We start from the raw sequence: 15,854 nt of genomic DNA, 5'->3' as shown, positions 1-15,854 counted from the left end.
TGATCACAAACAAATGGGGGAGTATCCATGTTAAAGAAGATGATGGCGTTATCCGGCAGTTTGCTTTTGACGGTCGGTTTGTTGAGCGGATGTGGAGGCAGCGGCGGCACAGATGCGGCTAAAGAAGGTGCTGGCGGCAAAGAAGATTTGAAAACGGTTACAATAAATATGTTTACAGCCTCACCGGAGTATACCGATGCTTTTAACGCGTATATCGAGGAGTATAAGAAGGTCAAACCTAACGTGAAGATCAATCTGGAGATCATGCAGGCAGACTACAACACAATTCTCAAGTCAAAAATAGCTTCAGGTAGTACACCGGATGTGTTCCAGACCACAGCCGGAGGCGACATCGACACCTATGCTGATTATAGTGCCGATCTGACCAATGAACCGCTGGCAGCAGCCATGACGGATGCTGTCCGGGCGAATATGAGTTCCAGTGACGGCAAAGTGTTGGGATTCCCAGTCAAGGGTAACCTGTTTGCGTTGATTTACAACAAAGATTTGCTTACCAAGGCTGGTATAACCTCCCCACCGAAGACAATTGCGGAGATGCAGGATGCTGTTACTAAGCTAGAGGCGAAAGGTATTACTCCATTTGCTAATGCGTATAAAGAGTGGTGGGTATGGAAGCATATCTTCCAACATTATGTAGATGCTGCCGCGCAGGATGCTGGCGTAGAGCCGAAGCAACTTGTTAATGATTTTATTGCAGGTAAAGCGAAAATCAAGGACTACCCCGTGCTGTACAACAACTTCTTTAGCTTCATCGATCTGACGGTGAAGCATGGTACAGATAAGCCGCTGGAACGGGACAGCAATGCAGAAGTGAGCGATTTTGCCTCTGGTAAAGCTGCGTTTATGACGGGCAAAGGTGCATGGGACGAGGAAGCAATCAAGAAAATTAATCCTGATCTAAAGATTGGCATCATGGGATATCCGGTGAGTGACAAAGCGGATCAATCAGTCATCATTACTGGTGCGGATCAGGCGCTGCGTATCAATAAGGATTCCGAAGTATCCAAGGAAACGATTGAATTCTTCAACTGGCTGTACACTTCGGAATACGGTAAGAACTGGTTCTCCCAAGTAGCGAAGGTAATCCCTCCAATCAAGGATGCGCCGCTTCCTGATCTGGAAATGCCTAAGGAAATGGAGAGCATTTTGAAAACATCCAAGTCCGGTGATCTGTCTGTCAACTACTCGCTGGATACATTCCACCAAAAGTTTGGCGAGCTGATGCAAGCTTATATTAGCGGCAACATGAACAAGGATCAGGCGGTTGCAGAGATTGAGAAGGCATGGGTTCAATTAGGCTCAGCGCAATAAGACTAGTTTTCGCAGAGGTGCCCGTAAGGGCGCCTTTTTGTGTTATGGCTAAGAGTCGGGAAAAAGGCAGACAAAAAAATATTTAATAATATTTAAATATTTACTTGCAAAAAGTTATTAAGTTGTGGATAATAGATTGTGTGCAATATATCTACAACATACGATATACATAATGACTGCACGGTGCAAATATGAGGGATACTCCAGTTGGGGAATCTCTTTGTTTCGTTTGGACTGTGCCGATTATGCTTATAATAGACCGTGTAATTTGGAACGTATTTTCGTTTATGTGGCAGAGATAAAAAGGAGATGAACGCTTTGACGAATTCGTTGTTTACACCGTACACCCTGAAGGATTTGGAATTGAAAAACCGGGTGGTTATGGCGCCGATGTGTCAATACTCGGTGACAGACAAGGACGGAATTCCAAATGATTGGCATCATGTCCACTACCTGAGCCGGGCTATTGGAGGCACGGGCCTGATTATTATAGAAATGACGGACGTGGAACCGGATGGACGGATTACGGATTACGATCTGGGGCTTTGGTCAGATGAACATATTCCGGCGTATAAAAAGCTGGTTGACGGTATTCATGCGCACGGGGCCAAGGTTGGCATACAGCTTGCTCATGCAGGCCGTAAAGCTGAGGATGCAGCAGAGCCGGTGGCTCCTTCGGCCATTGCATATCCGGATGTGAATTATAAACAACCGCGCGCATTGACCACGGAGGAAGTGCGTGGCATGGTGCAAAAATTCGCAGACGCCGCCCGTCGGGCAGTTCAAGCAGGCGTGGATACGATTGAGCTTCACGGTGCACACGGTTACCTGATTCACCAATTCCATTCGCCAGTTACGAACAAGCGAGATGACGAGTATGGAAAGGATCTATCCCGTTTCGGCGTAGAAGTCATTCAGGCTGTGCGCAAGGAAATGCCTGCGGGTATGCCGTTAATCTTACGCATCAGTGCGGTGGAATACGTAGATGGTGGATACGATGTGGATCATGCCATTGAGCTGAGCCGCGCATATCAGGCAGCGGGCGTGGACGTGATCCATGTCAGCTCGGGTGGAGAAGGCCCGGCTGGAGCCAGAAAGCCAGGCAACTATCCGGGCTATCAAGTGCCGTTTGCTCGCCAAATCCGCGAGGCGCTGAACATCCCAGTAATCGCCGTTGGCGTACTGGATGACCCAGCCTTGGCGCAGTCTGTAATCGGCAATGAGGATGCCGATCTGGTCGCTGTAGGACGCGGATTGCTGCGCGATCCATATTGGGCGATTCATGCAGCGGTGGCGCTGCGTGGCGAAAAGCCTTCCGTACCTGTACAATATCAACGTGGCTACTGAGGCCTAAGTAATCCCACGTTGTTTATATATAAACAGGCACCTGCAACGAAGTGTACGCTTCGTCGGGTGCCTGTTTTGTTTTTATCGGGATAATGATTGGTAAATGAATAATTGTGATGTTTTTTACATTTTGTGGATGATTCAATCTGTATAATAATTATATTTGGTGTGTATAGGAGGATGAAAGAAATGCAGTATGTTATTGAAACGAAAGGCCTCCGCAAACAGTTCGGGATGTCGGTAGCTGTAGACGACATATCCTTACACGTGGAGCGTGGCAGTATCTATGGTTTCCTCGGTGAGAATGGAGCTGGCAAAACTACTACCATCCGCATGCTGATGAGGCTGATTGAGCCTACAAGTGGGGAGGTTTTTTTGTTTGGTGAGCGTTTGGAGAAAAACTACCCTTCTATTTTCTCGAAAATAGGTACGATTATTGAAACACCAGGTTTATACGAAAATCTGAGTGCGCGAGATAATCTTAGAATCTGCTGTATGTACATGGGGGTGCAGGATGATGGGAGAATTGAACGGACCCTAGCTACGGTGGGATTAGAGCATACCGGCAAAAAAAAGTTCAAGAATTTTTCACTAGGAATGAAGCAAAGATTAGGGATTGCAAGGGCGCTTGTTCATGACCCTGAGTTGCTTATATTAGATGAGCCGACGAACGGACTGGACCCATCTGGAATTAAGGAAATTCGTCAGCTATTGAAGCGGTTGTGCGAGGAAGAAGGAAAAACGATTCTTATTTCCAGTCATATCTTGAGCGAAATTCAGCAGTTAGCTACACACATCGGGATTATACATAATGGAAAGCTGTTAGCGGAAGATCGTTTGAGTCGGTTGGAAGAAGGTTTTGAGCAATACACAGATGTAAAGGTAGACGATGCAGAAGCAGTACAAACATTTCTGCAAGAGCACATGAAGCAGCTTCAATCTGATGTGATATCCCCACAACAACTAAGAATTCATAGTCCGATTGAAAATACAGCCACCTTAAATAGACAGTTAATAGATCATCAGTTCTCAGTCTATGAGATACACACCTCAAAACAGACGCTAGAGGAGTACTTTCTGACTCTCATTTCAGAAGAGGGTGGGCGGCATGATTAGAGCAGAACTCATTAAGCTTAAAGGCTCTAAGGCCTTCTTGTTGAGCTATATTATATTGCTGGCTGTTGTGCTGTTGGAATTTGCGACGAGCGCTATTTTTTACAGATATTCAATTGATAAACGGGGTTGGACCTACTATTTCGAGGGCATAGTTCTCTTCGTCAATGTTGCAGCCGGATTTATCAGTTACTACATATTAACCGGTCATATTTTTGCAAGAGAGTATCAGGAAAACACGCATCTGTTTATGTTTACCACGCCTGTCACCAGGGTTAAATTTTATTTTAGTAAATTAATCATTATTTATGGATTTATTATTGTGTCCTTATTTTTCGTTCTGTTTTTGTCTGCCTTATTAGGCATGTCCATTACAGATCGACCTTTAACGCTAGCTATCTGGGTATATCAGATCCAAGTATTTGCCAAAATGTGTGTGATGCATGCGATGTTGATCCCGATTGCCTCTTTTTTTGCTATACGCTGGAAGAGCATCATGGTAGTTGTGCTCGTAGTTTGTACTGCAATATTTTTGAATTTTATATACAAAAGTGAATGGTACCCTTGGATTGTGCCCTATCTCTTGTCTCCTAATGAAAGGAATGCGACTATACCTACCAATGTTCCAATAGCATGGTTCAGCTTATCCGTGACCTTTCTTCTTGGATTGTTTTTATCCCTATGGACATATCAAAGAAAAGACTAAATGGAGAGTTTTTGAGAGGAGGGTTACTATGCTTGACCTGTTTAAAGCAGAGTGCTTGAAGCTGAAAGGAACTAAAATTCTTTTTCTAAGTGTGTTTATTTTAATAGCAACCGTATTTTTGACTTTTAGTACTTACGCCATAAATCCTAAACTTTCCTTGGATCGTGATGGATGGAATGAATACTTTATGGATTTGGTATCCTCCATTAATTTAATAACTGGATATATGAGCTATTACATTTTGACCTGCTATATCTATGCGAGAGAATACCAGGAGAACACTCATATTGCACTGTTTACAAACCCAGTTCGCCGAACTCGGATTTACTTCAGCAAGCTGCTCGTTATTTATATGTACATCGCTGTTAGCCTGCTGTTAGCATTTGTGCTATCTGCGATATTGGGTATGTTTATTACGGCCAGACCGCTAACCTTTGAAATCGTTATGTATCAGCTTGGGGTATTTGCTAAAATGATTCTTATGCACGCTATGCTCATCCCGATCATTACGTTCTTCGCTATTCGTTGGAAGAAATTTGTGCCTGCTATTATGGGAATGTGTACGGTCATGTGTTTAAATTTTGTTTTAATTAATATACCGGGGAATACCTTTTATCCATGGACAGTGCCGTTATTGTTTTCTCCCCATGGCGACATGGGCAGAACATTTACGTATGTTCCTGGTGGGGTCATCAGTATATGCTTCATTTTTGCGCTTGGGCTTTTTTTAGCGTTGAGAAGCTATACCCGTATAGAAAAATAAGTAGAGTATAACAAAAAGAAATAGACCGCCCTGCTCAAGGGGAAAACGGTCTATTTCTTAGATCGCCTTTGAACAGCCGACCGCTCTTCAAAGCGGCTGTTGCCAAGAGTAGGGATGTTACAGCATCCTTACTCTTTTTAGTATATCCTTCTATCATTTATTTTAGCACATCTGAATAACCAATGTAACTGAATAACGCTGTTTACTTAGTGAAGATTTTAACTTCCTTCGGAGCAAGAGTCACAGTGATCGAACCGTTGTTAATCTGAACGGAGTCGTTGCTCAGCTGGTTAGTCAGGCGGGTTCCGTTGGACAGATTATCGAAGTTGCCAATCGTGCGGGTTTGACTATTCCAGGAGTTGTTGATAAATACGATGGCCTCGTCGCCATTTTTAGAGCGCTGAAAACTGTAAAAGGAGTCGTCCACCCATTTTTCCTTTTGGCTGCCGTTTTGCAGAGCAGGGTGGTTATTGCGCACATTGTTTAGCTTAGCGATGTACTGATACAGGTCATGGTTGGCGTTGAAATTCATATTTTCCCGATTGGCGGGATCATCTCCACCACTATAGCCTTGCTCTGTGCCTTGATAGATAATTGGAATCCCACGCGACGTCAGAGTAAAGCCCAATGCAGCTTTGAGCTGTGGCCATTTGTCATAGTTAGCACCCGGCTTGCCAGAGGCGTCATTCAGGAAACGTTTTACATCATGATTGTCGATAAATACACCGTTAGTCTGAGCATCACGATAGTAACGATCATCGGAGTAGCGGTCCTTGATTTTTCTCATGGATTGATCGTGTCCGAACACGTCCTTGATTGTATAATACATCGGAAAATCTAGTGCTGCATCGAGATATCGGGTGTAATCCCCCACATAAGCAGGGTCGCCATGGAAAATTTCACCCATGGTGAAGGTATTGGCGGCTTGGTCAAAATCCTTTAGAAAACCCTTCGGTACATGCTTGGCGGTATCCAACCGCAGTCCGTCAATGCCTGTCTCATTAAGCAGCCATTTGATCCAGTTTTTAAGCTCATTTGCGGTAGCGGGGTTTTCATGATTTAGGTCATCCAGTCCAGCCACATCACCGTTTTCAATTTTCCATTGGTTGTTGGAGTTGTAGTCCCCCCCTGTAATGTCACCATTGTGATGGTACCAATCTGCTTTGTCAAAAGGAGCCTTGGCGAACCCGTTCCCCGGCTGAAAATCACCTGTGTGATTCACTACTACGTCTAGCATCACAGCAATATTTTTGTCATGTGCCTTGTGAACCAGCTCTTGGAACTTGTCCATTGTTCCGAGATGCCCGTCAACCGCATAAAAATCATACGTATGATAGCCGTGGTAAGCGTATTCACTCTTTTGCATCGTTACCGGGGTAATCCAGATTGCGGTAAACCCCATATTTTTAATGTAATCGAGTTTATCAATAATACCTTGAAAATCGCCACCGTGCCACTTGCGTTGATCGCTGTTGTTGGAATTGAAGCCACCGTAGTTATCGTTGGATGTATCTCCGTTGCTGAAACGGTCTGTCATGATAAAATAAATGCTCTGTTTGCTCCAGTCTGTGCCAAGGGGAGTGGGCTTGGAGAGGGTACCCGGATCTATAGAGGTGAAGGCGCTCGAAAGCGCCTCCGTTTGAGCAGTTACTTCAACTCCGTTAACATTGGGTGTGTAGGTAGAAGTGCTTACGTTTAAGGATACACCCGAAAGTTTTTCGGTTTGGATAGGTCCTGCCACTTCGTTGAGGTCGGTTGCGTAGGTGGAAGTCACTACGCTGACGGCACTTCCTGAAGGTGCCCCCGTTCGAATAGATCCTGCAGCTCCGTTCAAGCCGGGTGTGTAGGTAGAAGTTCCAGTGCTGAAAAGGTAGTTTTTAGTATTGTTGCTGTCCCAGTTGTTATTGCCGTCATTAAAAGCAGCTTCCAATTGGGAGGCAGAACCGATATCGACGGTAATTTTAGCATAGCCGCTAATTTCGGCATCCTGCATTTTCACACCAGGTGCAGCAGTCCAGCTACCACCAGCCGGACGGTAGTGAATGTAAGGTGAGTTGAAGCCTTTTTTGTAGTATACCGTTACTTTGTTAGTTGTACCGCCGCCATCCCCGGGATTCGCACCCGATGGAGCGCCTGAAGTGATCGTTCCTGCATTGCCACTATTACCGGGCGTGTACGTAGAAGTGCCCGTGCTGAAGGAGTAGTTTTTGGTGTTGTTGCTGTCCCAGTTGTTATTGCCGTCGTTAAAAGCGGCTTCCAATTGGGAGGCAGAACCGATATCGACGGTAATTTTAGCATAGCCGCTAATTTCGGCATCCTGCATTTTCACACCAGGTGCAGCAGTCCAGCTACCACCAGCCGGACGGTAGTGAATGTAAGGCGAGTTGAAGCCTTTTTTATAGTATATCGTTACTTTGTTGCCTGTACCGCCATTATTGTCAGGCTTGGCTTTGCTGATGATATATTGTTTGAATCCGCTCAACTCACCGGTTGGTGAGCCATCATTGTTGACGAGATTGTTGATGCGCAATAACGTAAACCCGTGATAACCGAACTTCGTGATTTTCTCCTCGATTTTTTGGAAGCCGCTGCCGCCTGTTGGGAGTGCATTTTCACCATTCAGGCGAACACCCTTGGCATTCGCGATGGAGGAGACGGTATCCACCAGGGTGGACGGCAGCGAATAATTCGGTGCTGTGCCACTGTCACTCATCTCCAGGCAAGTAAATGTCAAGTCTAGATCGGCATCCTTGAATTTCTGAATGAGACGGTTGTAATCATAATATCCACCCGCTTGTTCTGTGCTGTGCGGCATGGCAGGATTGTTCATTTGCCAGTGCAGACCGGAAATTTTGGCCCCGATCCGGACACCGAACACAGAATCGAAGTTTTTGTGGGCAGCTGCTCCGATGACACCTAGATGCTTCTCAAGCACACTTTGGTACCACGAAAGAAAATCCTTTCCATACACGGAGTTATACCCGCCGTTCGTGTAAAATCCATCCCCATCAGTCGGTGGATTGATTTGGCTAAGGCTGGTAAGCTTGGTGCCCCAAGCAGCATTAATCTTGTCCAATGATCCGTACTTGTCATTCATAGCTGTGCGGAATGCATTTTTGGCTGTTTCAGTATAAGCTTGGAACTTACCTCGTCCCGGGTAGCTCCATCCTGCTGCTGGATAGTAGGACGGATAGCGCAATTCCCCGGAAGGACCGCCGCTTAAATAAATTTTGGGAATGATACTTTTATACCCGGCAAAGTTTTCAGCGAATGAGGCATACAGCTCATCATATTGTTTACCGGTTCCGCTCCACAATGGGGAAAGGGCTTCACTATTGGCATAGCCGCTTTCGTCCTTGAACTGCATCTCATCTGCACTGCCCTTGCTCGACAGCCAGCTTGGTAGTGGGATGTTGCAGTCATCTCCTACATTTCCTCCACACTTATGCGTTGAGATGATAGGAACCCACTTCAGTCCCGCTTCTTTCACGGCATTTGCATAGGTTTTGTAGTAACTCCAATCGAACTGGTTATCTCCTGCGCTCTCCACATAGCCCCACCAGACGTCGGTAGTGATGGCATATACGCCATTGTTTTTCAACGTTTGTAGCTGCTTTTTAAAGGAACCCCAGTCATTGATTTTCGCCAGCGGTCCCATAACGGAAGCTTGAAAATCATCTGCAACCGCAGCGCTCGCCGTATTAGAGGGTGAGCCAATGAAGGCGGTCAGAGACAGCACAAGGCTTAATAGAAGCATACACCCTTTTTTCCATAGACTCCGATACAAGGTCAAACCGATCATCCTCCCCAAAGCATAGTCTAATTCGACAACATTTTGTAAACGTCTACAAAAATAGTATAAAGCAAGCGGTTGCATAAAAAGAAGAATTTATTGCACACTCAGGGTGGACAAATATGACATTTTGCGTTAGCAACCGTATGCATAAATTAGACCATGCAAAAAAAGACACAGGTCTGAGTAAGACATGTGTCTTTTATCGCTATTCCCGTGAAAGGGGAGGCAAAACCCAGTGTGTATGCAAGCAACGCATGAGGCTATCTGCTTAATAGATAGGGCGATTTTTTTCGTCGGGAATACCACTTTTGCGATAAAAATACGTATTGATCCGATCCCGCCATTCCTTGGCGTGCTCTGTCTGATGCTCCAGCCGCGTCAGCACCTGTTCATAGATCAATTCATTTAGATGCTCCCGCAGACTAATCCATGTTGCTTGGAGATGGGCCGCACGTTCGGCACCTTCAAAATGAGTATCATAAATATGCTGTATGACCGTTTGGCCGGAGTGGAGCACGTGCGTATAAGGAACATGGTGAAAGAATAAGAGCAGCTCATCCGGACAGGTGTCTGTAGATTCGTAGATTTCGGCAACAGGAGGAAAATATTGTCCTGCATAGCCCGTTCCAGTTGCAGTCGTCCGATCTACCCCGATCCCCCAGCAATCGGCAAAATGGTAGGTGCCCCACATCGAATATTCATATCCATCAACATCCGGCCCATAGTGGTGATTGGGACTGACCATCCAGCCGACCCCCAGAGGGGCGGTGTAGGACTCATAGATATTCCATGAATCGAGCAGCATCTGTTTAATGGTAGGAATCAACTCAGGATCACCGTCATCTTTGCCTTGATTGCTAAATGTCAGCCGAACCCATTCATCTGCGATTTCATCTGCGGATAGATCCGGGTTCCATGCCAACCGGCCGTAGCCGTAAAGATTGGACTGGGCGAGCAAATGTCCGGTCCAATTGGTGTCTGCACCAATATTGGAAACAGCGGCTATTCCAAAGTTGGTGGGCTTGGGAACATGATTCGTTGGCTCCTCCTGGAAACTGCCGCTGCCTGCATGGACAGTAGCCTTCCTGCGACGAGAATCAGATTCGCTGTTGCTATGCATAGCGCCACTCACGATGCGCTTGATGGTGGAGCCTTTTCCCTGTGCGTAGGTGTCAAAATCAAGCACTTCCTTCCATTGCGGGACCAGGTAACATAGATGCTTTTGTTGTCCGGTATACTCCTGTGCAATTTGGAACTCCAGCAGTACCTGAGTGGCTTCCAGCGCGCCGAACAGAGGGGAGACAGGCTCTCGCACCTGAAAATCCATAGGGCCATTTTTAATCTGTAAAATGACATTATCCCGGAACAGTCCATCCAGCGGTTTAAAATGGTCAAAGGCCGCGCGAGCCCGATCCGTCTTGCGGTCACGCCAGTCCTGTTTGCAGTCGTAGACAAAGCAACGCCAAATCACACGCCCGCCATAGGGCCGTAAAGCATCCGCCAGCATATTGGCTCCATCGGCGTGGTGGCGTCCATAGCTGAAGGGTCCGGGCCGATTCTCAGAATCAGCCTTGACCACAAAACCACCCAGATCGGGAACGGCTGCGTAAATCTCCTGGGCTTTGGTCTTCCACCATTCAGCTACACCAGGGTCTAGAGGATCGGCTGTAGTTAATCCACCGAGCTGAATCGGGCTGGCATAGTTAATGCTCAAGTAGATTTGGATACCATAGGCGCGAAAGATGGCAGCTACTTTGGCTACATCCGGGAAAAATTGATCTGTTATCAGCTCGGTTTCTACCTGATGGACATTCACATTGTTAATGGATAACGCCTGAATGCCTACAGAAGCAAGTAGACGGGCATAGTCTCGAAGGCGCTCCATATTTGTAGTTAAGGCATTGTTGTTGTAGAAAATAGATGCGCCGGCATATCCACGTTCAACACTACCATCCATGTTATCCCAGTGATTGATCATGCGTATCGGATTAGCTGGATTGGACAATAGGTCTAAACTGGGAGCATGCAATGATTCTTTGGCAGTGGGTTTCAGCTTGCCGTCTAGTCCTCCTTGCAGGTAGCGCAGCAAATGAAAGACTCCATACAATACCCCTTTGGAGGTCTGACCCGCGACTGTAACGCACTGTCCTTTGATATCATCGTGATCTTGACCAGTTGAATCAGCCAGTTGCTTAGCCTCTACCCCGCGGATTCGATAGCCTTCTGCGCTCACTTCTGCCTGTTCCTCTGCACTAAACCGTTCTGCGATACATGGATGGTCTTGGAACGTACCCAGCGCAACGAATGGTACATGGACAGGAATGGTACTCATCTTTGGCTGCTGTCCAAACATAGAGGCCAATCCTTGCTGAAGCTCACTCGCAGCTGTCTGAAGCACTTCATCATCTGTGTCATGAACCACGATGACCCTGCACCAAGCAGGCATTTTTTCTATAAGACGAGCGCGGTGGTAGTGTAGCCAAGCGTCATAGCCGCTCCCTTTGGGCATATCCATACGCTTGCTCATATTATTTGAACCTCCTTTGGGCGAGTGAGGGTTCGTTCGTCTTAGACATGCTGCTTCTCATCTTGACTCATATGCTGAGGGAGGGGAAGCCGATTCCCTTTGCCTTCATACAGCCACAAAATAGCGGTAACCCCACGTGGGTAATATTTGCTGCCGTGGGCAATGCCGGAGAGCATTTGGTCGCTCCAGCACCAATAGGATTCTTCAGGATGGAGGAGCCATGAAACATGGGCTGCGTCAGCCGCCTGCCCAGTTTCCTGCCAAGGCAGTTCCAGCAGCTCACGGGCAATAAACTGAGACAGATAGATTTTGCTCAACCAGGAGTTGTTACTGGTCGAGGATAGCTTCCAGCCTCCGTCTTCAAATAGACAAACTCCTGGTACCAGTACGGTTTGCAAATGGTGTCGAAGTGCCTGGATATATCCACCGAACCGCCCATCAGGCTCAAGTGCATCCTCGCATCCTGTAAAATAGGGGAAGATCAGCCCTTCAATGGCAGGAATAATCTGTGAGTCGTTGCCTTCCTTAATGACTGCAGGGATATAGCCCTTGTCTGTCATGTGAGCGGTGATCGATGCTGCGCATTTGTCTGCCTGTGAGCCAGCTTCCTGTGAAAGGGAGTTAAGCCCCTTTGAGGCAAATATCTTTTCCAGCGCAACATATACCGCCCAGCATTTGCTGCCTAAATAAATGTTATTGCGGGACTGACCCAAGGATACATCTAGACTATCGTAAGTCGTAATTTCGGCGCCTCCTTGGGTTCTTGAGCTATCCAGGCCCATTAAGCCGTTTCGCTGTGCCGGATCTGGATGATCCCGCCGCAGCATGCTTTCGAAGCAGTCGCACAAGACAGGCAGCATACGTGTCGTAAATGACTGATCCTGTGTCTGCTCGATATATACCGTGGCGCAGCAAAGCCAGTTCACCAGTTCCTCGTGGCTCATGTAAGAGAAGCAGTCGTCAATCCCTGCCAGTTCATAACAGGAGTACCCCTGCCGGGAGAACACATTGGCCACGCCCATATCATGCGTAAACGTGATCCCCCCCGGATAGGATTGTTCCTCTCCCGGGAAGCGCACCTCATCCCGATAGCTGTACCTTTGGACAAACCATTCTAGTTCGTTGCGTACCGTCCATGGATTCAAAATCAATTCATAATAAAGCTGATCTGCCGTCAGATCGAGTGTATTCATCATCCGGTACTCGCCTTCGTTCACAATCCAGATCGGTTCGCCATCCTCTTGCTGACTGAGCAATTGGGTGCTGCCATAATAGCTGTGAATTGCCTGAGCGAGCATAAATTCCTGATCCGGACTCAAGTTCGCCGATTCGATCCAGTCATTCCCCTGAATACAAGCTGCAGTCAGGTCGGTAAAATGCTTCAACGCATAGCTTCCCACGTCTTCAATATCCTTGAACAGCCGGGTATAGTAATACGATGCTTCGATGCCTGTTGTCACAATGCCGCCGCGATAAAAGCATATGGCGAAGGAATACGTGCGCTTCTCTCCTGCGGGAACGTCCATCAGGAGCGCACCCGTTGTGCCCAGGCCAAAGGATAAGTTATCGGCCATGGTCTCCCCGAGCAGCTTCTCCATTGCAAATCCGCTGGCAGGTATGGCTTCACTGCTGTTGGTCACAATAGCTGTGCTTCGTCCTTGACCGATGCCTGTGAGTCTTCCCTCCAATTGAGGAGAATCCATAATGTCCCTGCGTGGATCTTCCCCTATAATACGTATGCCGCTATACGGATCACTGCCCTGATAGCCGAAAAAGGCTCTCCGTGCAGCAGCACCCTCTGTATTATCGATCGTCAGCTCGGCAAATACAGCCGGAACTAACGCTGCCCGCAGCTCATCTATGCCGGCAATTCCCGGCTCGGGCACCGGGCGAACGGGAGAGTACAGCCGGAACGTCAAATCGCCTGCCTGCCATGTATCTGTTCCTGCTTTTAACTCACGGGTGATGTCCTGATCGGCAAAGGCAACGAGCAGAGGCTCCGTTTTTTTATCCTTTTTCTCCACATCGTAGCGGGTACTTTCGTCCTGTGTGGATGCGAAAAAGGGAAGCGCCTCATAGGATCCGCCATCCCTGGATTGCAGTCCGATGTATACATTTTCATCGGCAGGCTTGCCCAGCTCCAGGCCGAGTCCGCCGCGGTTACCCTTAAACCCAAGTGTAAAGCTGGAAAATGAACCGATAGGTGCATGCTGCGTGTTATAAAATATATTTTTCGACATATATTGAAACCCCTTTCATGATAAAATGTAACGTTGACTAACTTCAATTAGAGCCTAGCATGACATGTGCCGAGGAACCATTGTCAAATCGCTCCACTATTTATCCAAATCGCGCTGAAAACGATATACTGGAGGATATCGATGTAAATGAGCCAGGAGGGAGAATATGTCGTCACCACGTTTACCGAAGAGTCCCCATGATCCAGACCTTACGGTCGCCGGAGAGGAATTCTTTTTTCCCGATGTGCGAACTACGGTCAATCTATTTGCCATTCATACACGAAGTGTCGGAAGAGACTGGAGTTATCCACCACATGAACATCCGCAATATGAAATTAACATCGTGCTTGCGGGAGAGCAGATCATGGTTGTGGATGGTCGCAGCTATATTCAGCGACAGGGTGATCTGATGCTTTTGCGCCCGGGAATTGTGCACTCCAGCTGTAGTAACGGGGAGGGATTTACGTATTTTTGCATGCATTTCGACATTGATGATAAATTGTTTCTTTCGCTACTGAGCCGTTTGGAGCAAGTGCTTTTTCCTGCTGATGGTACGGTGGCAAGGCAGATGGAGCCAGCGCTGGGCAAGCTGCTTGATCTTTCTGCGCTGGATGACATGGGGATAAATGGTGACTCGGTGGCAAAACGTATGCGGATTCAATCTGCTGTATTTGAACTGTTTGCAACGTTGTGGGAGGCTGTATCCAGTGAAGCTGCTCATCTGCCGGGACGTGGATATGTGCAGGCAGAGCTTGCTCATCAGATTGCTAGTCGTCTTCAGGGCAGAGTCAATCTGTCTTATAGACAGGCCGGCTCGTTGGAAAAACAGGATGGGATCGAGGGGATTTCATCCGAGCTGGGTATTAGCGTGTCCCATTGTAATCGCGTATTCCGTAGTGTTTTTGGCGTATCTCCGCGTGTGTATCTATCCGAGCTTGTCTTGCATGAGGCCAAGCTGCTGCTGGCTGATCCGCAATGGTCGGTGCAGCAAATAGCCGATCTGCTAGGCTATGGGGATATTGCACATTTTAGTAGGCAATTCAAACGCTGGTCTGGCCAGTCGCCGACATCCTACCGTAAGAGCGTAGCCCCTGAAAGCTCATCCGAATAAAAATATATATGATTATAAAATAGTTGTGATATGGCGAGTGGGGTATAATGAGGAAATCGCAATACTGTGTTGTACCTGATGACTAACAAGTTCACCACCGGAAGCGTGCTGTTCCCAGATGGCGGTTATACGCTGATCTAATTGCTGGAAGCTGACGTGTGCATATCCACCAGTCCAATACACACTTACAATGTGTTGGACTGGTTTTCTTTTTACAGGAGATGTAGCGGGATGCAAAAAAATCATCGTATTTATCGGAATAATACTCCAGCAAAGTGTCGCATTTCGTTTTACAATTTGTGTTGAAAAAACTTTAGGAGGAAACAGCATGTTGGGAATCGATATAAAAAAGGAGAGTAATAATTTAGTTATTACTTGGCAGTTATCTAGGATAGAAGTATCTCTTGAGGATATTGAAGATGTTTCGTTCGATAATACTTATGCTGGACAAGAGAAAGATGCAATAAGAATAGGTACTCCTTATGCAACAACGGACAGAATTGTAATTAAAACCAATTCAAAGACATATATTTTGTTTACTACAAATGGTCAAAATATTCTTAAAAAAATACAGTCCTATCTTTAATTAGATCCATAAAGATACAGCATGATGTACACGGAGAATGATATTGCATTACTTCATGGACATATATGATCTGTATTGTACCCCATTGCTCAAAATAAGGAATGAGGTATGTACCGTGTTTGTACAGCTTATTTATTTTTAGCGAGTTTCAATTTTCTAATCAAACGATCGATAACATACCCTATGAGATACCAGAAACCTATTGTAGTGAAGTAAACAAGGGATATGGGGATATGTGCTTTGCGCACAAATTGAAAAGATTCATACATCCAAACCAACGGGCTAATAATAGCCAAAAGTATATTATAGTCGTCATACCCCGTAATATTTACA

General features: G+C 46.6%; 10 protein-coding genes and 1 pseudogene. 8 read left to right on the top strand and 3 right to left on the bottom strand.

Translation table 11 applies throughout. The features are described from left to right. Positions 1–27 precede the first annotated feature (27 nt). From OIU26_RS12410 to OIU26_RS12390, 5 genes are all read left to right on the top strand, one after another. Positions 28–1,332: an extracellular solute-binding protein gene (locus tag OIU26_RS12410; RefSeq protein WP_264216999.1), complete on the top strand. Its 1,305-nt coding sequence runs from the start codon at positions 28–30 to the stop codon at positions 1,330–1,332. 318 nt (positions 1,333–1,650) lie between these two features. Further along, positions 1,651–2,679, top strand: a complete 1,029-nt coding sequence (locus OIU26_RS12405; RefSeq protein ID WP_264216998.1) for an NADH:flavin oxidoreductase/NADH oxidase — start codon at positions 1,651–1,653, stop codon at positions 2,677–2,679. Positions 2,680–2,868: 189 nt separating this feature from the next. Beyond that, positions 2,869–3,795, top strand: coding sequence for an ABC transporter ATP-binding protein (locus tag OIU26_RS12400; RefSeq protein WP_264216997.1), 927 nt, complete (start codon positions 2,869–2,871; stop codon positions 3,793–3,795). Then, entirely contained in the window at positions 3,788–4,498 is a 711-nt protein-coding gene (locus tag OIU26_RS12395; RefSeq protein WP_264217120.1) for an ABC transporter permease, read from the top strand. The genes OIU26_RS12400 and OIU26_RS12395 overlap by 8 nt, the downstream gene beginning before the upstream one ends. A gap of 28 nt (positions 4,499–4,526) precedes the next feature. Then, positions 4,527–5,261 (top strand): ABC transporter permease, encoded by a 735-nt coding sequence (locus OIU26_RS12390; RefSeq protein WP_264216996.1) that lies wholly within the window; start codon positions 4,527–4,529, stop codon positions 5,259–5,261. Positions 5,262–5,463: 202 nt separating this feature from the next. Here the strand turns inward: OIU26_RS12390 and OIU26_RS12385 are convergent, their stop codons facing one another. From OIU26_RS12385 to OIU26_RS12375, 3 genes are all read right to left on the bottom strand, one after another. Continuing rightward, positions 5,464–9,054 carry a family 14 glycosylhydrolase gene (locus OIU26_RS12385; protein WP_264216995.1) on the bottom strand — a complete coding sequence of 1,197 codons (3,591 nt, stop codon included), beginning with the start codon at positions 9,052–9,054 and terminating at the stop codon, positions 5,464–5,466. A 271-nt stretch (positions 9,055–9,325) separates the two neighbouring features. Then, positions 9,326–11,584, bottom strand: coding sequence for an alpha-glucuronidase family glycosyl hydrolase (locus tag OIU26_RS12380; RefSeq protein WP_264216994.1), 2,259 nt, complete (start codon positions 11,582–11,584; stop codon positions 9,326–9,328). A 41-nt stretch (positions 11,585–11,625) separates the two neighbouring features. After that, positions 11,626–13,824, bottom strand: coding sequence for a glycoside hydrolase family 52 protein (locus tag OIU26_RS12375; RefSeq protein WP_264216993.1), 2,199 nt, complete (start codon positions 13,822–13,824; stop codon positions 11,626–11,628). A 166-nt stretch (positions 13,825–13,990) separates the two neighbouring features. Here OIU26_RS12375 and OIU26_RS12370 point away from each other — a divergent pair, with 166 nt between their 5' ends. The 3 genes and pseudogenes from OIU26_RS12370 (at position 13,991) to OIU26_RS12360 (ending at position 15,521) form a co-directional block, all read left to right on the top strand. Beyond that, entirely contained in the window at positions 13,991–14,935 is a 945-nt protein-coding gene (locus OIU26_RS12370; RefSeq protein ID WP_013373689.1) for a helix-turn-helix domain-containing protein, read from the top strand. Between the two features lie 34 nt (positions 14,936–14,969). Further along, positions 14,970–15,076 (top strand): annotated as a pseudogene (locus OIU26_RS12365) (SDR family oxidoreductase); the annotation flags it as partial. A gap of 187 nt (positions 15,077–15,263) precedes the next feature. After that, positions 15,264–15,521, top strand: coding sequence for a SunI/YnzG family protein (locus OIU26_RS12360; RefSeq protein ID WP_025676639.1), 258 nt, complete (start codon positions 15,264–15,266; stop codon positions 15,519–15,521). Positions 15,522–15,854: the final 333 nt, after the last annotated feature.

The sequence above is a fragment of the Paenibacillus sp. BT-177 genome (genome assembly GCF_025846815.2).
Lineage (GTDB): Bacteria > Bacillota > Bacilli > Paenibacillales > Paenibacillaceae > Paenibacillus > Paenibacillus polymyxa_C.
This window is presented reverse-complemented; position numbering and strand designations above follow the sequence as displayed.

Coding starts and splice junctions, on each gene's coding strand:
- OIU26_RS12390 (WP_264216996.1), top strand. CDS start 4,527: ATGCTTGACCTGTTTAAAGCAGAGTGCTTGAAGCTGAAAGGAACTAAA.
- OIU26_RS12370 (WP_013373689.1), top strand. CDS start 13,991: ATGTCGTCACCACGTTTACCGAAGAGTCCCCATGATCCAGACCTTACG.
- OIU26_RS12410 (WP_264216999.1), top strand. CDS start 28: ATGTTAAAGAAGATGATGGCGTTATCCGGCAGTTTGCTTTTGACGGTC.
- OIU26_RS12375 (WP_264216993.1), bottom strand. CDS start 13,824: ATGTCGAAAAATATATTTTATAACACGCAGCATGCACCTATCGGTTCA.
- OIU26_RS12400 (WP_264216997.1), top strand. CDS start 2,869: ATGCAGTATGTTATTGAAACGAAAGGCCTCCGCAAACAGTTCGGGATG.
- OIU26_RS12360 (WP_025676639.1), top strand. CDS start 15,264: ATGTTGGGAATCGATATAAAAAAGGAGAGTAATAATTTAGTTATTACT.
- OIU26_RS12395 (WP_264217120.1), top strand. CDS start 3,788: ATGATTAGAGCAGAACTCATTAAGCTTAAAGGCTCTAAGGCCTTCTTG.
- OIU26_RS12380 (WP_264216994.1), bottom strand. CDS start 11,584: ATGAGCAAGCGTATGGATATGCCCAAAGGGAGCGGCTATGACGCTTGG.